21 protein-coding genes are annotated in these 22,754 nt (G+C 46.4%); 5 read left to right on the plus strand and 16 right to left on the minus strand.

Annotation, left to right across the window (positions count from 1 at the left end; genetic code table 11):
- Positions 1-77: 77 nt before the first annotated feature.
- On the plus strand, positions 78-812 hold the full coding sequence (locus ASG33_RS20960) for a DNA-formamidopyrimidine glycosylase family protein (protein ID WP_056290100.1): 735 nt from the start codon (positions 78-80) through the stop codon (positions 810-812).
- Here the strand turns inward: ASG33_RS20960 and ASG33_RS20965 are convergent.
- The 6 genes from ASG33_RS20965 to ASG33_RS20990 form a co-directional block, all read right to left on the minus strand.
- On the minus strand, positions 779-1,846 hold the full coding sequence (locus ASG33_RS20965; RefSeq protein ID WP_157474875.1) for a hypothetical protein: 1,068 nt from the start codon (positions 1,844-1,846) through the stop codon (positions 779-781). The two genes, ASG33_RS20960 and ASG33_RS20965, sit on opposite strands and share 34 nt — an antisense overlap.
- A complete protein-coding gene (locus tag ASG33_RS20970; protein ID WP_056290107.1) occupies positions 1,846-3,240 on the minus strand; it encodes an MBOAT family protein in 1,395 nt (464 codons plus the stop codon). The genes ASG33_RS20965 and ASG33_RS20970 overlap by 1 nt, the downstream gene beginning before the upstream one ends.
- 141 nt (positions 3,241-3,381) lie before the next feature.
- On the minus strand, positions 3,382-5,016 hold the full coding sequence (locus ASG33_RS20975; protein ID WP_056290111.1) for a RagB/SusD family nutrient uptake outer membrane protein: 1,635 nt from the start codon (positions 5,014-5,016) through the stop codon (positions 3,382-3,384).
- 33 nt (positions 5,017-5,049) lie between these two features.
- Complete coding sequence (locus ASG33_RS20980; RefSeq protein ID WP_056290114.1) at positions 5,050-8,499, minus strand: TonB-dependent receptor; 3,450 nt, start codon at positions 8,497-8,499, stop codon at positions 5,050-5,052.
- Between the two features lie 113 nt (positions 8,500-8,612).
- Positions 8,613-9,707: a FecR family protein gene (locus tag ASG33_RS20985; RefSeq protein WP_056290116.1), complete on the minus strand. Its 1,095-nt coding sequence runs from the start codon at positions 9,705-9,707 to the stop codon at positions 8,613-8,615.
- Between the two features lie 73 nt (positions 9,708-9,780).
- Complete coding sequence (locus ASG33_RS20990) at positions 9,781-10,386, minus strand: RNA polymerase sigma factor (RefSeq protein ID WP_056290120.1); 606 nt, start codon at positions 10,384-10,386, stop codon at positions 9,781-9,783.
- A gap of 154 nt (positions 10,387-10,540) precedes the next feature.
- On the opposite strand from ASG33_RS20990, the gene ASG33_RS20995 reads away from it, so the two are divergent.
- On the plus strand, positions 10,541-11,134 hold the full coding sequence (locus ASG33_RS20995) for a 2OG-Fe(II) oxygenase (RefSeq protein ID WP_056290123.1): 594 nt from the start codon (positions 10,541-10,543) through the stop codon (positions 11,132-11,134).
- 4 nt (positions 11,135-11,138) lie between these two features.
- On the opposite strand, the gene ASG33_RS25840 is transcribed toward ASG33_RS20995, so the two are convergent.
- Genes ASG33_RS25840 through ASG33_RS21015 form a run of 4 tightly spaced genes read right to left on the minus strand, consistent with a single transcriptional unit; the run spans position 11,139 to position 13,132 of the window.
- Positions 11,139-11,282, minus strand: a complete 144-nt coding sequence (locus tag ASG33_RS25840; RefSeq protein ID WP_157474877.1) for a hypothetical protein — start codon at positions 11,280-11,282, stop codon at positions 11,139-11,141.
- Between the two features lie 6 nt (positions 11,283-11,288).
- Positions 11,289-12,383, minus strand: coding sequence for a 2'-5' RNA ligase family protein (locus ASG33_RS26130; RefSeq protein ID WP_229238768.1), 1,095 nt, complete (start codon positions 12,381-12,383; stop codon positions 11,289-11,291).
- Complete coding sequence (locus tag ASG33_RS21010; RefSeq protein ID WP_056290126.1) at positions 12,383-12,577, minus strand: hypothetical protein; 195 nt, start codon at positions 12,575-12,577, stop codon at positions 12,383-12,385. The genes ASG33_RS26130 and ASG33_RS21010 overlap by 1 nt, the downstream gene beginning before the upstream one ends.
- Before the next feature lie 42 nt (positions 12,578-12,619).
- Entirely contained in the window at positions 12,620-13,132 is a 513-nt protein-coding gene (locus tag ASG33_RS21015; protein WP_056290128.1) for a DinB family protein, read from the minus strand.
- A gap of 109 nt (positions 13,133-13,241) precedes the next feature.
- On the opposite strand from ASG33_RS21015, the gene ASG33_RS21020 reads away from it, so the two are divergent.
- Positions 13,242-14,228: an OmpA family protein gene (locus ASG33_RS21020; protein ID WP_056290131.1), complete on the plus strand. Its 987-nt coding sequence runs from the start codon at positions 13,242-13,244 to the stop codon at positions 14,226-14,228.
- Positions 14,229-14,555: 327 nt separating this feature from the next.
- Here ASG33_RS21020 and ASG33_RS21025 read toward each other — a convergent pair whose 3' ends face one another.
- From ASG33_RS21025 to ASG33_RS21035, 3 genes are all read right to left on the minus strand, one after another.
- Positions 14,556-15,080: a dihydrofolate reductase family protein gene (locus ASG33_RS21025; RefSeq protein WP_056290136.1), complete on the minus strand. Its 525-nt coding sequence runs from the start codon at positions 15,078-15,080 to the stop codon at positions 14,556-14,558.
- Positions 15,081-15,239: 159 nt separating this feature from the next.
- Complete coding sequence (locus ASG33_RS21030) at positions 15,240-15,479, minus strand: hypothetical protein (protein ID WP_056290139.1); 240 nt, start codon at positions 15,477-15,479, stop codon at positions 15,240-15,242.
- 281 nt (positions 15,480-15,760) lie between these two features.
- The gene (locus ASG33_RS21035; RefSeq protein ID WP_056290143.1) at positions 15,761-16,744 is read right to left on the minus strand and encodes a HEPN domain-containing protein; all 984 of its coding nucleotides are present in this window, start codon (positions 16,742-16,744) and stop codon (positions 15,761-15,763) included.
- Between the two features lie 92 nt (positions 16,745-16,836).
- On the opposite strand from ASG33_RS21035, the gene ASG33_RS21040 reads away from it, so the two are divergent.
- A complete protein-coding gene (locus ASG33_RS21040; protein WP_056290147.1) occupies positions 16,837-17,019 on the plus strand; it encodes a hypothetical protein in 183 nt (60 codons plus the stop codon).
- 25 nt (positions 17,020-17,044) lie between these two features.
- Here ASG33_RS21040 and ASG33_RS21045 read toward each other — a convergent pair whose 3' ends face one another.
- Positions 17,045-17,776 carry a uracil-DNA glycosylase family protein gene (locus ASG33_RS21045; RefSeq protein WP_056290150.1) on the minus strand — a complete coding sequence of 244 codons (732 nt, stop codon included), beginning with the start codon at positions 17,774-17,776 and terminating at the stop codon, positions 17,045-17,047.
- Between the two features lie 224 nt (positions 17,777-18,000).
- Here ASG33_RS21045 and ASG33_RS21050 point away from each other — a divergent pair, with 224 nt between their 5' ends.
- The gene (locus ASG33_RS21050; protein ID WP_056290152.1) at positions 18,001-18,459 is read left to right on the plus strand and encodes a lipocalin family protein; all 459 of its coding nucleotides are present in this window, start codon (positions 18,001-18,003) and stop codon (positions 18,457-18,459) included.
- 95 nt (positions 18,460-18,554) lie between these two features.
- Here the strand turns inward: ASG33_RS21050 and purL are convergent, their stop codons facing one another.
- Both purL and ASG33_RS21060 read right to left on the minus strand, forming a co-directional pair.
- Complete coding sequence (gene purL / locus ASG33_RS21055) at positions 18,555-22,214, minus strand: phosphoribosylformylglycinamidine synthase (protein WP_056290156.1); 3,660 nt, start codon at positions 22,212-22,214, stop codon at positions 18,555-18,557.
- Positions 22,215-22,313: 99 nt separating this feature from the next.
- Positions 22,314-22,736, minus strand: coding sequence for an organic hydroperoxide resistance protein (locus ASG33_RS21060; protein WP_200942832.1), 423 nt, complete (start codon positions 22,734-22,736; stop codon positions 22,314-22,316).
- Positions 22,737-22,754: the final 18 nt, after the last annotated feature.

Raw genomic sequence — 22,754 nt, forward strand, 5'->3', positions numbered from 1 at the left:
CAATAGCTATACGTATAATAAGTATGCCGGGCTGGCATTATTGTTGAGCATTGCTGCTGAACACAAAATGCTGCACTATGCCGGAAGGTCCGTCGATTATTATTTTGAGAGAAAAGATTGAACCGCTCAATCTGAAAGGGAAAACTGTCCGTCACGCCGAGGGTTATGCCAGGATCGATATGGACAGGATCATTGGCCAAAAGGTGACTGATTTCAGATCCTGGGGTAAGCACTTTCTCATCTGTTTTGAAGACTTCACAGTCCGCATTCATTTTCTGCTCTTCGGGAGTTACCTGATTGACGAGCGGAAGAAAACGAACCCGCGGCTGACCCTCCTGTTTGATGATCACGAGCTCAACTTTTATGTATGCTCGGTAGTGCTGCTCGATGAGCCACTGACAGATATCTATGATTTTTCGGGAGATGTGATGTCCGACAAATGGGATGCAAAAGCCGCATTGAAGAAACTGAAAGCCCAGCCCGAAATGCTCGCCTGCGACGCACTGCTCGATCAGGATATATTTGCCGGCAGTGGCAACATCATTAAGAATGAGGTATTGTTTCGAATCAAAGTCCACCCGCTCAGCCAGATCGGCGAAATGCCAGAAAAGAAATTGCGCGAAATGATCAAAGAAACGCGGAACTACTCATTTGATTTTTTGGAATGGAAGAAAGAAAATACGCTTAAAAAGCATTGGCTGGCGCACACCAAAAAGATTTGTCCGCGCTGTAACATTCCGTTTCATAAAGAATATCTCGGCAAAACAAAGCGCCGGAGCTACTTCTGCGAAAGCTGCCAGGAGCGGTTTTGATCGATTAGCATTCCATTAACACGTTTCAACCACAGCCGCTTACCATGCACATTCCAGTGCCCGTCGCTTTTGTGAAACCATTCGGGATGTGGAAGCAAGTAGTCATGGATGTTTAACAATGGCGCTTTCAAACGTGGATTTCTGGATATGCGGGTAATTTGATGATTATGGGGAAGCCTGTCAGGCTCGCATACAGTAACTTTATTTGGAATAAAACAGAAGTAAACTTCTGAGAAGCCTGCATGAAGGTAATGCGAGCGAATGCGGTTCATGTGAATAACCACGCTGTCAATATCCGCATCTGAGAGTTGTTGATAAGGTGACAGAGGACTATGGGGGCTGGCTTCGATTTCGTAAAAAAGCGATCCCCCATTCCTTGATATAATGGATCCAGGATGAGTACGACCGAACCACGATAACATCAGGTTGGCCTTGATTTCCTTAGCCTTCAACGCGAGGCTGGAATTGAAAAGAATGAATTCAAGCCGCTGGTTAATTTCTCTGTTTAAGTTGTTTTCCCAAAAGGACCCCGCCAAGCCAGCATGTTCTTTAACCGTCCGCTTACTTTTTCCACGAACCTGAAAACCGCGGTCTATGTAAAGTCTGGCATAATCGCTCCTGAGCCTTTCCTGGATTGTCCGCTCAATCAGCTCTATTACCACGATTGACCGCACCGAGGGATCGAGTGTCACAGTATCGACTTTGGTACCTAGCCAAATGTGATAGTTTCGCCGCCCTGCATAAAAGCTCGTATCCATTGTCGTGAAACTGTCGCCAATAGTGAAGAGATCTGTACTTTTTGACCGATTTACCGGCTTGTCGCTTTCAAGTAAATCATCAGCCAGCTGCCAGTTCAGTTCTTTGAATCGAGACAGATTAGTAATGTTGTAAAGGTCACCAAAACGGTATTGGTCAGGAATGAAGCCACGATCGTACAACTTCCTTTGTAAAGTTTCCGAAAGTCCTGCTGACAGGATAATACCCGAAAATAGCAGAAGGATCAAGCGTGCGGACTTAGTCAGGAATTTCATCATCAGAACTGAAAATAGATAAACTGATTGCTTCCAAATACCCCGCACAAATAGCACAAAAAACTAACGACACCGAGCAAAGGCCAGAAGCTCCTCCTCTCCGGCACAAACGCAGGAGAAGAGTATTCTTTTACAAACAATAGAGCTATCAGAAGCAGACAGAACATCGTTTCGTTGCCGTTTAAAGGCAGGTGGGGAAGCTCCCAGTTTTCAGGTGTAGCCAGCTTGCGTATGATCAAAAAGGCGTCATTGGTGGTGTGAGCCCGAAAAAAGATCCAGGCTAGTGTCACCACCGAGAAAGTGCCGGCAATTCTAATTAACGGAGGGATAGGTAGTCTTCCTGGGATAGGAATCCGGCCAACAATGAGTAAAGAGCCATGAATAGCTCCCCAGATCACAAATTTCCATTCGGCGCCATGCCACAACCCGCTGAGCAGGAAAACAATCATCAGGTTAATGCATGTGTGCACATTCCCGCGACGATTTCCGCCCAATGGAATGTACACATAGTCACGAAACCACGTAGATAGCGATATGTGCCAACGCTGCCAAAATTCGGAAATTGAATGCGAGAAATAGGGAGAGCGAAAATTTGTCATCAGCCTGTATCCCATTGTCCTAGCACTACCGAGCGCAATATCAGAATAGCCGGAGAAATCGCAGTAGATCTGTATACTGTAAAACACTGCGGCAATTGCCAGGCTGCTTGCATTCTGGCTTTCAGGGTGCGCGAAGATCGGGTCTGTCACTAATGCCAGCCGGTCTGCGACTACCACTTTCTTGAACATCCCCCACGCCATCCACCACAATCCGGTGCGGAGATTGTCCCACTCAAACCCGTTACAAGTTTTAAATTGCCACAAGATATTTTGAGGACGCTCAATGGGGCCAGCTACGAGTTGCGGATAGAATAATACATAAAGCGCATAAATCCCAAAATGACGTTCTGCCTGCTGTTTACCCCGATATACTTCAATTGTATAGCTCATCGATTGGAATGTATGAAACGACAAACCAATAGGCAATGCAAGGCCCGGGTACATCCCGGCCATTGTTTCAGCGTGAAAATCGATCCCCGCAGTATTCAGCAGAATCGCTATGTTGGCATTTAGGAAATCAAAATATTTGAAAAAACCGAGGAACCCCAGATTAACGACAATGCTGGCGATGAGCATCGCCAGCCGCCGTATTCCTGAGAGCTTTTCAATGCAGATCCCGGCCAGGTAATCGAATACAATTATCAACCCCAGGATCAACAGGTAGGCTGGAATAAATGACGCATAAAAATAGGCGCTGGCAGTCAGGAGTAAGACCCAGCGCCAGCGCCCCCCAAGTGTATAGAACGCGGTTGTTGTAAAAATGAAAAAAATGATAAAATGGAGGGAGTTGAAAAGCATTGTCAGCCGGGATCTTGATAGTCGGCTAAAACAAAGCATGAAAATACTCCCTTCGCCAACTTACTTGCCCTGAGGCTTACCCCATTTATCGAAAGGAGTATTACCTCCAACCAAATTGCTCATGTTTCTTCCTCTTCTACTTTACCAGCCTGCATTCTGTTCCAGCTTAGGATTCAATGCGAGTTCGTTGATTGGCAGCGGCCACAGGTAATCTCTTGCCGGATCAAACTTGCGGAAACTTGCATCCTGAACCAGGATAACATTGCCTGGGGCTAGGTTCACAGTAGCTGCGGCAAATTCACTTTTGAAATAGAAATTACCTAAAACCGGTTTTACCAATTCAGTCTCAGCAATTTTCCAGCGGATCAGGTCCCAATAACGAAAACCTTCCTGCGCCAGCTCGACCCGGCGCTCACGGCGGATCTCTTCACGCATATTCAAACCGTTTGCAGTAACAAATGCATTGGTTAGCTTGGCGATTTCCCCTCTGGCGCGCAGCAGGTTAATTGACATATCCAACTCCGTGTCTGTAATCGCTCCATTGAGCTCGTAAGTGGCTTCGGCAAAAATCAACAGTACCTCAGCGTAACGCAGCAATGGACGGTCGATTACAGAAGCTTGTGTATTCCAGTCATTTACATTCGCAAACTTCCTGAACATGTAACCCGTCTTGTTAAATACCAGGTTAGCTATATCGAAGATAGGCTTGGTGGTCATCATCGCATCGCCGCGTTTCATGAAAGTAGCGCTCATTCGTGTGTCACGGTTTCTGAACACTTTGTGAGAAGAATCGGGCACCGACCAGAGTGGTGATTTGCTAAGCGGCAAACCGTCTTTCATCAGGTAAGAATCCGCCAGACTTTTAGTAGGATTCACGTTCCCATTTTCCAGCGAGCTGCGATAGTAAGCGTGCGTCACAACACGCTCGGTAGAAGAAACACCGTACTGTTTTACAATGATATTCTCCTTGTTCTGTCTGCCCTCACCAGCCATTTGAAACAGATCAAAGTAGTTGCCAAACAATGCATGTTCTTTGCTGTCGATTACTGCTTTGCTGCTTGTTACAGCGATATTCAGGTGCTTTGTTGCATCGCCTTTTGCGTGGAATTTGGCGAAAGTACCTTCATTGAGCCCCACTCTTGCTTTAAATGCCTGGGCTGCCGTTTTCGAAATGCGCCCGTAATCCGCAGTACCTAATGTAGTAATAGTAGGAAGATTGGCAATTGCAAAGTCCAGGTCCATATAAATCTGGTCCACAATTGTTTCCCTGGGAGCAGCCGGCTCCGTTAGTTCAGGACTGTTCTCTTCGAGCGTTTTCATGATCAGCGGAACGCTTCCGTATCTCTGAACCAGTGAAAAATAACCCCATGCACGGAAGAAGTAAGCCTCGGCCAGGTACCTGTTCAAAACGGCCGGTGTCACATCAGCACGCGGCGCTTTTTCCAGGATGTTGTTAGCAGCCCTGATCAGGTTGTAAGGCGTGTTGTAGTCGCCCGTCGCCGTGGCCGGAGCTAGCCGGGAACCGTCACTTATATTATTAGACGCTAAACCGAATGCATCGTCAGACCATACGTCCTCAGTGATATTACCTGCATTTGGTACAGTAAACCCCGGTAGAAATGTATACAGGTAATTACTAGCCGCTTTGATATCAGACTCCGAAGTCCAGAAGTTCATATCACTGATATTCGTTTCCGGCAGGCGGTTTACATCACAAGCCCCCAGCATCGTTAACAGCGACAAGCTCAGCAGTGTTTGTTTAAATGTTATTTTCATTGCTATTGAATTAATGCGGTTGGTCGGAATTGATTAAAAAGAGATGTTTAGACCAAATGCGGCGGTCGCGAAAAACGGATAGTCATTTTCTACGCCGTCGCGCGTTTCAGGATCAAAGAAACCCTGGAACTTGCCCAAGCCAGAAAGGGTCAGAATGTCCTGTCCAGAGAAGAACACACGTGCACGTGAAATTTTGGCCTTTTCTGTAATCCGTAGCGGTATGGTATAACCAAGCTGAATGTTTTTCATCCGGATATACGCGGCATTCAGCGTCCATTTGTCAGACGACAGATAGTTATGTGTAGCTCCTGTGTAAGGTCTTGGGAATAATGCATCCTGATTTTCAGGTGTCCAGTAATCACTGTGAATGCCCATTGCCTGTTTCCAGGTTACAAGTAGCGGCGCAATCGACTCGGCTTGTGCGCGGTAGCTGCGTTTCCCTACACCTTGCAGAAACAGCGTGAAGTCAAATCCCTTCCAGCTTGCTCCCAGCGTAACTCCGAAAAGATAGCGGGGCGCAGTAGTTCCCAATAGCACCAGGTCGCCGTGGTTTGCAACCGTCCCCTTCCCTACTGTAATGCGCTTGTCTCCGTCGAGATCTACGTATTTCACGTCGCCAACACCGGCGCGGTTATCCTGGAATGCCCAGTTTTTCACCTCGTCGCTAGTGGTGAAATAACCTGCCGTTTTATAACCCCAAAGTGTGTTCATCGCATAATTTTCGATGAGGTTATTATAACCTGCTGATACGACATTTCTTCCCGAGAAACTCAGCAGTTTGTTGTTGTTATCCGAAAAGTTAACCGCCAACGAATAGTTAAATTCTTCACCAATCTTATCACGGAAACGTAATTCTGCTTCCCAGCCCCATGATTTCAGCTCTCCATTGTTCTTGCGTGGCGTACCAATTCCGATTGTGCCCGGCAGCTGCTGCGCAGTAAGCATATTTCGGTTGTACTTTACGTAGTAATCTGCATTGAGTTGCAGCTTGTTCTGGAAAAGTCCAAGGTCAAGACCTCCGTTGGTAGTCTCGATTGTTTCCCATGACAAGTTGGCCGACGGAATGGAACCCTGGAAAATATAGGAAGTCCGCGAGTCTCCAAGCACAAGATCGTTTCGTCTGTTCAGCTGGCTTAAATAATCATAGTTACCAATAGCATCACCCAATGCACCACCAAGGCGACCCCACGATCCGCGCAGCTTAAACTCGGAAAAGAATGGGATTGCACTGGAAAACCAATCTTCCTGGTGCATGTTCCAGCCCACAGATGCTGACGGGAAAAACTTCTTCCGCAACCCCGGCGCGAGTTTCGAACTTTCATCAAGTCGCACCGTCGCCTCAAACAGGTATTTATTGCTAAAATTGTAGTTAAACCTTCCAAAAACTGACTGAAAAGCATTCGTACGGATAGTCTGGTTGTTGGTTTTCGTTTTGTCATCTCCCAGATTAAGAGTCGGCAAATCGTTGCTTACCAGGTTGGTAGCACCTGATACTAAGAAGTCCTCGCGAAATTCTTCCCACTGATAACCTCCGAAGAGTGCGAAATTGTGCTTTTCAGCAATCTTGAAATCGTAGTTGACCAGGAATTGCAGGTTTGTATTTTTAGTCAGCTCGTTTTCAATGTTGTAAGAATTAATCTGATTAACCCAGCCAGCCACTTTCGACTTGCTCCACAATGGAACCGTGCGGTTGAACCGCTGGCGATCGCCGCGACGATACTGTGTTCCGGCTACTGCCCTGATCTGCAATCCTTTTACAAAGTTGGCGGCCGTCAATGTAAATACACCATCAAAGAAGTTGCGTTTGTAGCGGTTGTAGCCACCTTCTGCCAGCTGTGCGTAAGTACTGTTGGAAGTGTTATACCTTCCTTCGGGCGTAAATGCCGGGTTTCTGGTACGAAAACGATATACCTGGTAAATCAACCCGCTACCATTTGCATCTGCATAAGAGCTGTTTGTGAATTCGTGGGTGTAGGAAAGGCGGCTGTCCAGTGTCAGATGTTTCGACAATTCAGCGCCCAGGTTAATGCGCGCATTGTAACGGTCGTAGCTGTCTGGGCCTACTTTGAAAACTCCCTGTTTGTTGTAATAACCTCCTGAAATCAAAAAGTTGAGCTTTTCAGTACCGCCGCGCGCCGTGATATTGTGCGTGCTCATGGAAGTGAATTTCCTTAGCAGCTCGTCGGCAATAGGTTTTTGATTGTAGTACAAATAAGAAGAAGTATCGGCCGGATTAACCACATAAGGTACCCCGTCACGGATTCTTTGAAGCTCTTCGTCAGTATATTCAGGGCTTGAACCGGAGTTAATCCGTGCCTGGTTGGAAAACAAAGCTTCGTCAAGCAGCGACATTCTGTCGGGTACGTTGGTAGACCAGTCTATCCCCTGCTGGCCGGAGTAGTCGAATGTAACTTTCCCTGCTTTTCCCTTTTTGGTAGTAATCAAAATTACACCACCCGCAGCCTGTGCGCCGTAAATAGCCGCCGCTGCCGCATCTTTCAATACACTGATGCTTTCGACATCATTCGGGTTCATGGTTTGCATGGTACTGATCGGCACGCTCACGCCGTCGAGCAGCACAAGCGGGTTTACATTCCCATTCGCAGAAGTAGCGCCGCGGATTTGGATCGCAATGTTTTCGCGACCAGGCTGACCTGTCTGGCGGGTAATGATCAAACCAGGCGTTACGCCCTGCAAACCCGTTGAAAGGTTACTGGAAGGACGGTTTTCAATCGCTTTGGAATCAATGGTAGAAACTGCGCCGGTCAGGTTTGCCTTTTTCTGAACACCATAACCCACAACTACTACTTCTTCGAGCGCCTTATCGTCGATGAGCAATTTTACTTCAATGCTGCTGCGGGTACCCACCGGAATTTCCTGGGTAACATATCCTACGAAACTGAAAACGAGTATCGCATCGCCGCTTACCACGCTGAGCTTGTAGTTACCTTCCGAATCCGTTGTCGCGCCTTGGGCCGTGCCTTTGATCAGGATACTTACACCCGGCAATACGCTGCCCGCATCGTCGGTTACCTTACCTGAAATGTCGATATCGGCATTGGTTTCAGTCGGAGTCGCCGGCGATGCAACGCTTGTTTTCGCATTCGTTTCAGCCTCCTTCTCGGCGAGCTGGCGTTTCAGTACGATCTGATCTCCCGATACTTCGTATTTAAGGTTCAATGGTTTGAGTATCCCGTCAAGGATCCTCGAAAGTGGCTGGTCCTGAGCTGCAAAAGAGACTTTTCTTTTTGAATGGATAATCTCGCGGCTGTACAGGAAACGTACTTTTGCGGATTGTTCGAGTTTGGAAACAACAGTTTCAATATTTTCATTTTCAATGGCGATACTGATCCGCTGATTGAGCATTTCCTGGGCATTGCCGATGCTCGCCCAGCTGAGATTGGCTACCAGCAAGAGCAATATGCATTGCAGGCCAAGCAAGCTGCCGGTATTCTTTGTCAAAGCAGGTTTGTAGATTTTCATTTCAAATTTTCCTGGGTAAATGGTTAATGATTAAAGGTGTTTGGGAAATGGCTAACTGGTTGGTTTATTCATATTGATCTGGGTTTAGAATTGAAATTTTAGTTGGCTTATATTCAGGGACAGCCTGTACCGGAGATAATAATCTGATCGCCGGCTACCTGGTAAGTGGATTCAGTTGCGAGACAGATCAGTCTTATCTTTTCCAGAAAAGGTTCGTCTTTGAGTGAAGCTGTAAGCGTGCAATTGCGCATTTCATCTGCATTGTAGCTGATCCTGACCGCATAATTGGATTCAAGTACTTTAAATGCATCGGCCACGGGCGTGAAACGAAATTCAAAATCTTCCTTCTGTAAAGGCGACATTTGGGCAGGTGCAACTTGCTCCGTGATCCGGGAGACCAGCTTGTTGTTTTGTACCAAAAGTTTCATCTGCTGGTTAGGCAGCAAGGTCACTGCTGAAAGCATACCCTTGGTTTGGTGACCTTTTGAAACAGAAACCTTCCCGGTTTTCACAGCCACAATCGCCTCGCTGCTGCCGGGAAAAGATCTCATCCTGAAACTGGTACCTACTACTCTGGTGGTCAGCTTGTCGGCATACACGAAAAAGGGCCGCTTTGCATCTTTTACAACTTCAAAAAAACCTTCGCCTACCAGATGGACAATCCGCTCATCACCCTTCATTTCTGCATCAAAAGAAACGCTGCTCCCTTTTGACAAAAGCACCGAAGAACCGTCAGGCAGGTTAACCAGCATTGTTTCCCTGTCGGAGTTCTGTTTTGTTATCAAGAGACTATCCTGGCCGGCGATTACCGGAAATTTAGCCGCAGCCTGAAACGGGCGTTCATTGAATGCGTACTGCCACCAAAATCCAATGGAAATAATGAGCATTGCAGCCACGCCCCACCGCAATAGCTGCCAGATCGAAGCGGTTTTTTGAGCCGGCACTTCCTCTTCAAGTGCTTTCCTGAGCTGCCCGGCCTGATAGCTGGCTTGCAGCTCGGGTACCTGCTCTCCGCCCACAACCAGCAGAATAGCTACTGCCTGCTCATAGAGCACCACTTTTTCGGGATTTTGGATCAAAAATTCCTGCCAGAAAAATGTGTCTTCCGCTGCATTGCCGCGCACCCATTTTCTGAAACGCGCGCTTCCCAGGAAATCCTCTACGGATTCGAAGGCATTATCGGGTATCTCCATACCGGGTATCTCCATTCTTGACTTTTGGAATGATTTCTATGATATTATGAATAGCATAGCCCGGGATACCCTTCGCGAGAGAAAAAAATTAAAAAAAGAATAGAGATAGTACAATTGTCACCAGCCACTTGGTCCTGATTTTGGCCAATGCTTTTTGAAGAAAGTTTGAAACCGACTGCTTATTGACGCCCATCATCTCGGATATTTCTGCTACACTGAGGTCTTCAAAATAACGGAGGTAAAGTGCCTCACGCTCTCTTTTAGGCAGATCTGACATTTGTGCATTAACCTGCGATACAAGGCTGTCCAGCGTTTCCTGCTCGATCAGCAGTGATTCTGCATTGAAGTGATCAGGTAGAGCAGTGTCCCAATGCAGCGATTCCTCATTTGTGAATCGTTTCTGGTAGCGCAGGTACTCAATAATGCTGTTGCGGACTGATTTGAGCAGATAAAATTTAACCGAAGGCGTTTGAGAGATTTTGTGCCGGTTTTGCCAGAGTTCGAGAAAAAGGTCCTGGATACAGTCATCCACAACACTTTCATCGACCATAAATTTCAACCCGTAGCGCTTCAAAGTCGTGAAATACCGCTCGGCCAAAATGCCAAGTGCCTTATTGTCGCCGCCGCGGTAAGCGAGCCAGAGCGCAGCGTCGTCGGTGGAAGAATGAATGGGCTCCGCGGTCGGGAAATACATGCATGGATATTTACATGTACATAGACGAGGTATTCTCTTTTTCCACCGACAGGATCCCAAAAAATATCCCGATAATCTGCATGATCCGTTTTCTAGATTTAATAGGTTACCTTCACTAAATCCGGCAACCGGAATCACATCTAATCTTCACTAATTGCAAACTGCATTTGATACACTTATCGACAGCTACATCGATGATAAAGTGGGGATAGCGGAAAATTTCCTGAAAGTTGCACTTGCCAACCAGCTACGAGAAAAGCTGGCTGCATTGCATTCCCAGGGCCAATTTCAATCAGCTGGTACCGGGAATGAAAAGATCATCCTTCATGACAAATTGTACCGGAGCGACATGATTTACTGGCTCGACCGCGAGCATAAGGATCCTGTTGAAGAGGAGTTCTTTACCTTAATGGATCTTTTTGTCCTGCATTTAAACAGTACGTGTTACACCGGGATCACGGGTTACGAATTTCATTATGCGATGTATCCTGCGGGCAGTTTTTACAAAAAGCACCTCGACCAGTTCCGTAGTGACCCCAGCCGGCAATATTCCATGATCATGTACCTGAATGAAGACTGGCAGCCAGGCGACGGCGGAGAGCTGCGCATTCATCATATGGATCGTCTGCAAGATATTTCGCCGACGAATGGGAAAAGCATTTTCTTCAAAAGCAGCGAGCTGGAACATGAAGTTATGCTCACCAACAAGCCGCGACTGAGTATTACAGGCTGGCTGAAAGTGGGGTGATAAACTAAGTTACCAGATCTTTGACCCGGATAGGAACCCAAATCTCTTCCTCCGACTCCGGATCATTGTTTTTGTACTTCGTCAAAGACATTTGCATGTGCTGACCGACCAGTTTCTTTTCCGGCATATTCTCTATTCGTGGAGACATTTTCTGCTAGGGTTGAAAAAGATCCAGCTGCACCGCAGGAGCGCCCAGCAGCGGAAGTACATCTACAACATCATACTGGTGCCTTTTGTCATTATACTTCCTGATCGCAAATGCATTGCAATGAAAGCGCGCCTCATAGGTGGTAAAAATTGAATAAGCCAGCGCAATCCATTCCCGCGACAGCCGCCTCCCAATGGACATATGCGGGTTTTTAGATTCATCGGCCCACTTTCGCATATACTGCTTCTTGATCTTTTTGTCAAAAGTCTTCATTACAACCGCAGTCCGCTTACGAATATCCTCAGAAGATTCTTCCGTGAGTTTAACGTAAAAAGCCGAAAAGTTGCCTCGATCAAAGTCATTGAAACCGGAAAAGACAATCTCAAAGGGATCGAGCTCAGATACAATGCGGCGGTACTCTGCCAGAACATATGGATAATCTTCTTCACTGGCCTCAAAACCATCAAGAGAAATATGGGCCTCCGCATTGGCGCTGCCGTAGCTTTTACCAGTCGCAATGCGGTACTGCTGCTTCATTTCGGCCACTTCCTGTAGGATTGCAGCGCTGGGCATGATGGCGAGGGAGTAAGTGGCGAGGGTTTGCGAGCTGGCGATTGGAATTGATCCAATAGCTTTATCGGGTTCCGGCACCTTTTCGCTTTTCTTTAATGTAGCTACATCAGCGATATCTTGCGGCCTGTTAGATGCAGTCTTATTTTCTAACAGCTGCTTAATTCCAATAAAGGAAACTTCAATCGAATCGATTACAATTGTTCGTTTTTGCAGAACCGCTTCTAAGAAAGTTACACCGTCGATAGATGTTAATATGTCAATTCGCAAAGGCGGATAACCAATCTGATTGATGATGTTATCCTTCAAAAAATCTTCCTTACTATAACCTAATGAAGAGAAACCAAACTCTTTAAGAACAGTCAGCATTTTTTCAGCATTGGTTTCAGAAACTTTGATCCAAATGTCAAGGTCACCTGTAAACCGCGGCCTACCATGAAATGCCATCGCATACCCCCCGACAACCAAATACTCGACTTGATGTTTATTTAACAGGTTAATAAAATCTTTGAAATCGGTCGCCAGTGTCATTATTTCATATTTCTTTGAGAAAAGTAAGTCTTGTCCATACGTTGCGAAGGCTCTAACATTTGACTAACTAGAAAAGTAACTGCCGCAATCCTTTCCTGAGGTGTCTTTGCTAACCAATAATCAAGGTCATCTGCTGCTTGATCACCATTTTTCATGTTGATCTGCTGCCTTACCATTGCTATTTTACGATCCATAACTCTTCTGTTTGATCAAATATATTGTAAAAAATCTACGCCTTACTCCTCAACCCGGAAAACCCATTCCGACCGCATATTTGCCTCCTGCCGCAGCAGCATATTCAGCTGTGCCGCATGGTGCTGAACATGCCGCAAGTTGTATAACAGGATTTCCAAAACTGAATAATCCATATCGCCGCTAGGCTCTACCCAGCGCTCACTCACTTTCTCTTCGGACAAGCTAAAAACAACGTCCCGGAGCTTTGCACGCACCTCCTCTATATAACCCAGCATTTCGGGCTGCGTATAATGCTTATCGGGCACCATATCTCCGACGACTCCGTCAGGGATTTCGTCAGGTTCTGTAAACGAGAAAGGAAGTACCGAGTGAAATTCCTCTGGTGCCGGAATCGTAAGGTAGTAGTCGGCCAGAACGATGGAATGGTAGGCGATGTAAAAAAAGCGTTTCTTACTTTGCCAAACTGCTTCCGGGCAGTGCTCGATTGCATTGCCTAATGTATTAATGGCAGCTCCAAATTGCTGCCAGAGGCTTTCCTTGATGGTTTCTAACATGTTGTGACTCTGTAATCGATGTAAATTATATGACTGATTTGCAGCACTTTCAAGTAACCTCTGCCTGTTTTTTCCTTCTCCTTAAAGTTCTAAACTCATCGTCACGGCTATGCTCACCACGCTCATTTTGTCGTTTCTCGCATTCACTTCTGATTCACTCCGCATTTCCGGCAGCTGTTACAATGTCGCCGACCAAACCAGTTTGAAATGCAATATCACAGTAGTTTTCAGTACAAGCAAGCAGAAAATTAATGTGGACAGATCCGGAAAGTTTGCATTTGAGTTGCCCGACTCAACGAGACAACTGAATTTTGAGGCAGCTGGATTCGAAACAAGAAACGTTGGAGTAAACAGAATTGGGAAAAATCGTGCAAAAGGTACATTTGAAATCAAGGTACCGATGCTGAAAAACGGGTTGGACCCGGCCATTAAGGAAGACGAAACGATCTTCCCAAAAAGTCAACTGTTCGTGCAAGTTGACGCGCCTGATAGCGTAAAAATGTCAATAGTGCTCATGGACGATACCAGCCGCAAAGTGCAGGAGAACAGGCCGATCGTAAGCTCGCCAAAACACCGGAACATAACCACAAACTACGTTCTTCCTGGTGCGTACACACTCTATACAGGTACTTTTGACAAAAATGAAAAGGAGGTTGAAAATAGCCTTTCGAACGAAAAGGTAGTGCTCAATGAAGGTTTTAATTTCTTGTCTGTTCGTTATGAAAATGCAAAAACAAACAGTCAGGTCGCGCTTCAATTGCTGACACCGAAGACTTTGTATTTCGATCAAAGCAGCTATCATCTCCGGAAAGACAGCCGCCTTGTTCTGGATTCTGTGTGCGCGGTATTGGTACGTCGGCATCATTTGGTTGCCCGGGTAACCGGCCATACCGATAATGTTGGCAGGCAGAATTTGAATCTCATATTATCAGAATACCGCGCCCGGGTTGTGCAGCATTATATGAAAACAAACGGAGTGCGCCCCGGGCAGATCCGGGTTGAGTGGAAAGGTTCTTATTTTCCTGTTGCTTCGAATGATAATGAGGAGAATAAGAGCAAAAACCGCCGGGTGGAGATATCGTTGCGTGAGCAGTGAGTGGTTTGTTGTATGCGTTAATGTCGAATGCGGGATAAACAGGAGGCTCCGCAGGAGCCTGGCGAAATGGGGTGCATCTCGTTTCTAGAAACAGGAGGCTCCTCTGGGAGCCTAACGTGAGTCGAGATCGATCTTTTTCTAGAAACAGAAGGCTCCTCTGGGAGCCTAACCTGAGTCGGGATCGATCATTTTCTGGAAACAAGAGGCTCTTGCGGAGCCTCTTTCAATGACGAAACGCAGCCCCTGAGGGGCTACCTGTTTCTAGAAAAGAGTCACCCACAAAAAAAAAAGGCTCCTGCGGAGCCTCCTAACTAGCAAATCGCCCGCCTAAACCCTCCTATAAAACAACTGCACTAACCCCGTATCAAAACTCTTCACATCCATTAACTTCAAATCTCCTCCCGGTCGCCCGTCTTTAAAAAGCCGGATACCGTCACCTACAAACGTCGGTATAATTGAAATGACAAATTCATCGATCAAGCCGCGCGTCAGAAGCTGGTGTACTACTTCGGAACCACCGTCGCAGAAGATTGTGCCACCGGATTTCGCCTTTAATGTGTGAACCAACTCGCCGATATCGCCCGTGTAAAATTGCATGTTGCCGTTACTTTCCTGCGGTGTCCGCGTGATGATGTAACACTCCTTATCGCTGTGGCTGAACTCCGGCACGTGCTGCATGACCCAATCATAAGTCCGCCGGCCGACGATCACCGTATCCACCTCCGCAATGAAATCCGCATATCCATAATCCTCCCCTTCCTTTTCCACTTTTGATAAAAACGCCAGATCATCCCCCGGCGCAGCAATGTAGCCATCAACGCTTGTTGCAATGTAAAGAACCAATTTCCGCATTATTTCAGTAGCTAATAAATGTTATAAAATAGTAATAAAGGAACGCGAGTGCATTTTTCAAGGACTTGTCACCCTGAGCGCAGTCGAAGGGCGCTACGATCAAGGGCGCGCTGCACAACCCTTCGACTGCGCTCAGGGTGACAACACACATCTAATCATTCAATCATTGCCCTTCAACTCGTGAAAGAAAAACAGCAGATCACGGAATGACCAGAAGACATTTGAAGCGTCGGGGCCGTAGCCCAATTCCTTCTGGGCGATGACGTACCCGCCGTACATTGCCCAAAGATGTTCGCACCAAGTGTCGGCCGAGCTGGCACTCAGCAATTCATTGACCATTTGACCGTAGGCCATACACGTCGAGTCCGCAGACTCTGGGGAGTTTGGTTTGTTGTACATAAACGCGTTTTTTGGGATGGATAAAAAATTAAAATGCCCTGTCTTAGGTGTCCCGCGCTCGCGTAAGCGCCTTGGGGCTTTCGCCTGATCCACACCATAACAGGGCAATACTTCTGAGATTTTTCATTTTACGCGCATTTTTTGGGAATGCGCATATTCGGGAGAAAATTGTTTGGATGCAAGTTGAGGGCGGGGGAATTTTTCTAACGGTAAGACTTCGCTACAGCTGAGGGTCTACACCTATTCTCGAGAATCCTTGTAGCAAATCCGATGATTTGAATTTAGAAAATCATTTTTAGATAATATTCATCTAGCCTGTTCTGGTTACCTAAAAATGTATCAACGATTCCCTTGTTATCAATCAATTTCCTAAATATTCTTCGCAGAATTTCGTCTATCTCAATACTAAGTAAACTTAAATCTTTGATAGCTGATTTAATGCTTTGGCCGTGTACAAACTTTGATCGGACATCATAGAGCTTTTTGATTTTCTTAAATAATTCAATTCGTTCTTCTGGGCTGCTACCAATAAAATGTGACGCCCTTTCTGAAACCTTGTGATTTACTTCTGATTTATCATCATTTGAAAACAAACACTCTAATGCAATTACATAAAAAGCAAGTTTTATAGGAACATACTGACTCATTCTTGCCTGTGTAATCAGCAAGTATGCTCGGCTCAATTTGTTGTAAGAGTAAAACTTATCTCTAACGGGTATATAGGTTAAAATTTGCACTTCTGGTCTAGGATCCATGTCTGCACCTTTTGAGTCATCCCAGCTAGAAACTACTTGAAAATCACTTTCTGCTTGCCGGAATGCTTCTAGAGTTATAGGCTTTGTCTCAGAAAGCCCGTCGGCAGTAGACACAATCCCACGTTGTTGATTAAAAGCAAACTTTCTTGAGCATGAATCTACATAAACACTTTTCAGCATGAAACTATTATCAAACTGAAACCAAAAACTATTAATATATCCCAAAAGAAAGTCGGATACAATGGATGGGACATGGCTGATATCTTCCAAGTTAAATGCATTTAGCACCTTTTTTTCCATATCAGTTTTTTTGATGAATGTTTCCATCCGCAAATGATTAATAACCATAGTTCCAAGCCTTCCTATTATATCTTCGTCATAGCGAGGATCATCTTTCAGTTTTGTGTTTGCCGGGCAAATGTTTAATAGACCTCGTATTCTTGGCAATGTTCCAATCACCTTACAGTTAGAAATGCTACTGAACACTGTTATCATGTTTTCTCTCTGCATATTCTTGATCAGCTAAAATTTAGTTTGGTTTACAACTACTTAAACACTGGAAGTTAGTGAAAATCTCAGCTTCAAACTCTTACATTCAAATTATGAAACTATTTGAAAAATACGCCAAACTCCGCCACAAAGCCTATGTCACTTCAATGATCACCGAATCAGTGAGCGGCAGCATGGCATTGGAGAACAAGCAGGTGCCCGAAGCGCAGGTAAGAGCAATAGTAACCAAGTTAATCGAAGAAGCGGAATTAAGAGGACGTAAGTTTGACGATTGACATAATTTCGTTCTCTGCTAGTTAATCAGCGAAACGCACACTCCACAATCTTCTCCAAAACCTCCCGATACCTATTCGGCATTTTATTCCGGCGGGAGCCTAGTAATGTTCTGGGATGTTTGGTTTGGAAAGTGCGTGGCGCCAGCGAGCCGTCGCTGGTGGAAAGCTGGTATAAATAGCCTTCGGGCAAAATGGTTTCGCGCACGGGATTGAACACCTTGTTAATGCGTTCATCGTATTTGGAGCCGGTGAGGAATACTACAACGTCGGGTTTCAAAATGGCGATTTCGGCTTTCAGCAGTTCAAAACCTTTCTCGTTACGGTTCTGCAATTCTTCGGAGGGCGTGGTGCTCTTGCAATCGAACTTCGAAATATTGGTCCAGAGAAACCCATTCGTTTTGTTGGTCACCTCGCTGTTCTGCCAATTTCCCTTATAAAATAGACTGCGGTTGAAGTTCCAGAATGGGCTCCGCAGATATCGAAAAGGTTTTCCATCCCCATAATCCGCCGTTTTGCCGAGATTGAACTCGCGGTATTTTGTTAGCAGATCTTCGGGGCTAGGTTTCAAATTCATCTGTCCCCAGCTGTGCGTCTCCTGCCCTACGAACAGGATTTTGTTCTCCATTGCGCAGTATTCGTCAAAAACATGCATCAGCAGCGGCGCAGAGACATTATCTTCCCAGGTCTCGGCATAAACGAGTTCGGTGTATTCTTTATTGATTTTCAGCAATTGAGTATTAAGCAATTCAGCGGTCATGATAGCGGGATTAATGAACTTCCTATTTAAGAAGGATAGTGACTGATCGGAAACCGTTAAATAAGTTTTGTAGATGTATATGATACCGCGACGAAAACGGCGAACACATAGATGTTGAATAAGCTGGTGCAATGGGCGGGCTAATCTAAAAAGGCGGAAAGCACATGTGGGCAGGTAAAGAATGTCAAATTGAGACTTTTCAGAAAAACATAACCTAAATAAACGTGAACCTCAAACCAATATCGCTCGTACTTCTGTTTCTTGCAACCCAATGTACTTCCAAAAACGAAGAAGCTAACCAAACCAAAGAACCAACCCTAGCCGGCACCTGGCAACTTCAATCCAGTCAAATCATCGAAAAAGGTGACACAATCAACACCTTTCCTGTTAAGGATCAGGAAATGATCAAAAGCTTTACCGAAACGCACTTCACTTTCATGAAACACGACACTCGGCAGGGAAAAGGTGACACCGCAGTCTTCGACGCTGGCGCCGGAGTTTATACTTTGAAAGGCGACGATTACACCGAGAAGCTACAATATTGCAGCGCGCGTGAATGGGAAAACCATGATTTTCACTTCAAGCTGCGTGTTAATGGAGATACCATCGTGCAAACCGGCGTGGAGAAGATTGATAGTTTGGGGGTTGATCGGGAGATTAGGGAGGTGTATGTGAGGAAGTGACTCCGGCCTTCGGCTGTCGGCCATTGGCCTAAAGTATTTCGGCAGCCGGCCTTCAAAGATCTGAAAGCCGACTGCCGAAAGCTGATAGCCAAAAGCTATTTATTCTCCACCCACTTCCGAGCATTCACAAACGCTTCCATCCAAGGACTTACCTCATCCTTCCTTCCCTCTGGGTAATTCGCCCAATGCCATTGGAATAGTGACCGCTCAATGTGCGGCATCATCACTAAGTGGCGGCCGGTTTCGTCGCAAAGCATCGCGGTGTTGAAGCCGGAGCCATTTGGATTAGCCGGGTATGTTTCGTAGCCGTACTTGGCAACAACACTGTAACGGTCTTCGGTATACGGGAAGTCAAAGCGGCCTTCGCCGTGGGAGACCCAAACGCCGAGTGTGGAACCGGCCAGTGAGGATAACATCACCGATTTGTTTGGCTGGATCGTCAGCGAAGTGAAAATACTTTCATGCTTGCCGCTTGCATTGTGCAGCATCTTCGGCTTCACGTCGTGCCCCATATTGATCAGGCCGAGCTCGACGAAAAGCTGACATCCGTTGCAGACTCCGACCGACAAGGTATCCTCGCGCTTGAAGAAGTTTTCGAGTGCGATTCTTGCTTTGTCATTGTACAGGAATGCACCAGCCCAGCCTTTGGCAGAGCCCAGTACATCAGAATTGGAGAACCCTCCTACTGCGCCTATAAACTGAATATCTTCCAGAGTTTCGCGACCGGAGATCAGGTCGGTCATGTGAACATCCTTTACGTCAAATCCAGCCAGGTACATCGCATTCGCCAGTTCCCTTTCAGAATTACTGCCTTTTTCACGAAGTACTGCTGCCTTTGGACGTGGTTTGGTTTCGTCAATTGCAGGCTTTTTGCCGTCAAACTGCGCAGGGAATTTGTAGCGCAATACGTGGTGTTTGTAGTTATCGAAACGTTCTTTCGCCAGCTCCGGCTTCGTTTGTTTTTTATCCAACAAATAAGAAGTCTTAAACCAGACATCGCGCAGTTGATCGATATCAAAGTCCCACTTGCCAGTCGCGTCTTTAACTGTTAATGTTGAAGCCAGGTTTACATTTCCGATTTTATGGAAAGCAACTTCATTCGCTTCCAGAATCGCTTCGACAGATTCGTCTGCTTGAAAAACGATCCCTATGTTTTCTGCAAAAAGCTTTTCTATAATATCCTGGTTACCCAGGCCAGACAAGTCGATGCTAGCGCCCAGGTCACGATCCGCAAAACACATTTCCAGTAAAGTCGTAATCAATCCGCCGCTGCCGATATCGTGGCCAGCCTGGATTTTTCCTTCTTTGATCAAACTTTGAAGCGTATTGAATGCAATTTTAAGTTTATCCGCATCCTGAATATCAGGTGTTTCTGTACCAATCTTATTCAGGATTTGTGCAAACGAAGATCCGCCCAGCTTATAAGTATCGCCCGATAAATTGATATAGTAAATCGAACCGCCCGACTTCTTCAAAACAGGCTCCACAACCGCACGGATATCATCACAATGCCCGGCCGCTGAAATAATCACAGTACCCGGCGCGATCACTTCGTCGCCTTTGTATTTCTGCTTCATCGAAAGCGAATCTTTGCCAGTCGGGATGTTGATTCCCAGACTGATCGCAAAATCCGAGCAAGCTTTTACGGCTTTGTACAATCTGGCATCCTCTCCCGCATTCCGGCAAGCCCACATCCAGTTAGCCGAGAGCGAAACGCTTTTCAGACCGTCCTGCAATGGTGCCCAAACGATGTTGGAAAGTGCCTCAGCAATCGCATTCCGGCTCCCCGCCGCCGGGTCGATCAACGCCGAAAGTGGCGCATGACCGATGGAAGTTGCGATTCCATCTTTACCCTGAAAATCCAGCGCCATTACGCCAACATTGTTTAAAGGCAACTGCAGCGGACCAGCGCATTGCTGCTTGGCAACGTGTCCACCCACGCAACGGTCTACTTTATTAGTAAGCCAGTCTTTACTCGCGACAGCTTCCAGTTGCAGCATTTGTTCAAGGTATGCATGCAGCTTTTCAATTTCGTAAGTCACTGGTTCATAGCTCCTGTCGATGGTTTTATCGTCCATGATCGTCTTCGGCGAGCTGCCGAACATGTCCTCCATTTCCAGGTCCATTGGTTTCGCGCCTGTCTTCGCAGACTCGAATGTAAACCGATGTGAGCCAGTTACTTCGCCCACATTATATAGCGGCGCGCGCTCGCGTTCCGCAATTCGTTTCAGTGTTTCCAGATTCTCTTTGCTGATCACGAGTCCCATTCTTTCCTGGGATTCGTTACCAATGATTTCCTTGGCCGAAAGCGTTGGGTCGCCAACCGGAAGTTTATCAAGATCAATATTACCGCCTGTTTCTTCCACCAGCTCAGAAAGACAGTTCAAATGACCGCCTGCGCCGTGGTCGTGAATGGAAACAATGGTATTGTTACCACTTTCCACCATCCCGCGCACTGCATTAGCGACGCGTTTCTGCATTTCAGGATTGGAACGCTGAATTGCATTCAGCTCAATTCCTGAGCCAAATGCACCGGTATCAGCAGACGAAACCGCCGCACCGCCCATTCCGATTCTATAATTTTCCCCTCCCATTACCACAATTTGGTCGCCGACTTCGGGAGTTGATTTTTTAGCCTGATCCGCCTTTCCGTAACCGATACCGCCCGCTTGCATGATCACTTTATCGTAACCCAACTTGCGGCCCTGCTCTTCATGTTCGAATGTCAACACCGAACCTGCGATAAGGGGCTGGCCAAATTTATTTCCAAAATCGGTTGCTCCGTTGGAAGCTTTGATCAGGATATCCATCGGTGTCTGATACAACCATTGACGCTCCTCTACCCCATTTTCCCACGGGCGATTTTCTTCCAAACGTGATAATGCAGTCATATAAACCGCAGTTCCCGCCAATGGCAAAGAACCTTGTCCGCCCGCCAACCTGTCCCGGATTTCGCCGCCAGAACCTGTCGCTGCTCCATTGAAAGGCTCTACCGTCGTAGGGAAGTTATGCGTCTCCGCTTTCAGGGAAAGTACGGATTCAAAATCTTTGATTTCATAGTATTCAGGAACATCAGGTCTCTTGGGCGCAAATTGCTGCACAACGGGACCTTTCACAAAAGCCACATTGTCTTTGTAAGCCGAAACGATCGAGTTTGGATTGGCTTCCGACGTTTTTCTGATTAGCTTAAAAAGAGAAACCGGCTGCTCTTCGCCATCAATCACAAATACACCATTAAAAATCTTGTGGCGGCAATGCTCGGAGTTGACCTGCGAAAAGCCAAAAACTTCTGAATCCGTCAGCTTGCGATTGAGCTTTTCAGCGAGTTTGTTGAGATAGTCAACCTCCTCGTCACTTAGCGAAAGTCCCTCCTGCTTGTTATAAGCAGCAATATCCTCAATTTCAAGAATCGGTTCCGGCTGAATGTTGATCGTGTAGATATCCTGGTTCAGCTCGCTGTATTTCTGCGAAAGCATGGGATCAAAACCGGCGTAATCCGCATCGACTTTCTTGAATTCCTCGATGCGGATAATACCCTGAATATCCATATTCTGCGTGATTTCCACAGCATTGGTGCTCCACGGCGTGATCATTGCGGCACGCGGACCAACAAAAAACTCCGTGATGGTTTGCTCATCCCGGAGTTCTGCGCCGCCAAAAAGCCAGCTTAATTTGGAAGTATCTGATTCTGTTAGCGTTCTCTCTATCTGGACCGCAAAAACAGTGTTCTGTTTGTCTGCAAAGAAGTAGATCATGGTATCGAATTATGGCGCAAAGGTAACGCTAATTTGGCTTTTTGGCTAGCGATAAACGTCTTTTCTGTCTTTGGAAATAACACCTTCAACCTTAACTTCTTACTTCACGACCAGCTGCACATCGATATTTCCGCGTGTCGCATTGGAATAAGGACAGATCTGATGCGCTTTTTCAACCAGCTCCTCCGCTTTCTCTTTTTCTACACCTGGTATCTCCACTTCCAGGATAACAGCCAGACCAAAGCCCCCATTATCGATCTTGCCAATACTTACCTCGGCAGTCACAGTGCTGGTTACGCCGGTGATTTTTTCCTGACGCATTACTACGCCCAGCGCGCTGTCGAAGCAGGCTGCATATCCACCTGCAAAAAGCATTTCAGGGTTCAGATACTCGCCCGACGGGCCGCCCATTTCCTTAGGTACCCGCACATCGATATCCAGGACACCATTTTCTGATTTCACTTTTCCGTTGCGGCCGCCGGTAGCAGTTGCTTTGGCGGTATATAATGGCTCAATTTTCATACAAATCCGTTTTTTGAT

The sequence above is a fragment of the Dyadobacter sp. Leaf189 genome (assembly GCF_001424405.1).
Taxonomy (GTDB): domain Bacteria; phylum Bacteroidota; class Bacteroidia; order Cytophagales; family Spirosomataceae; genus Dyadobacter.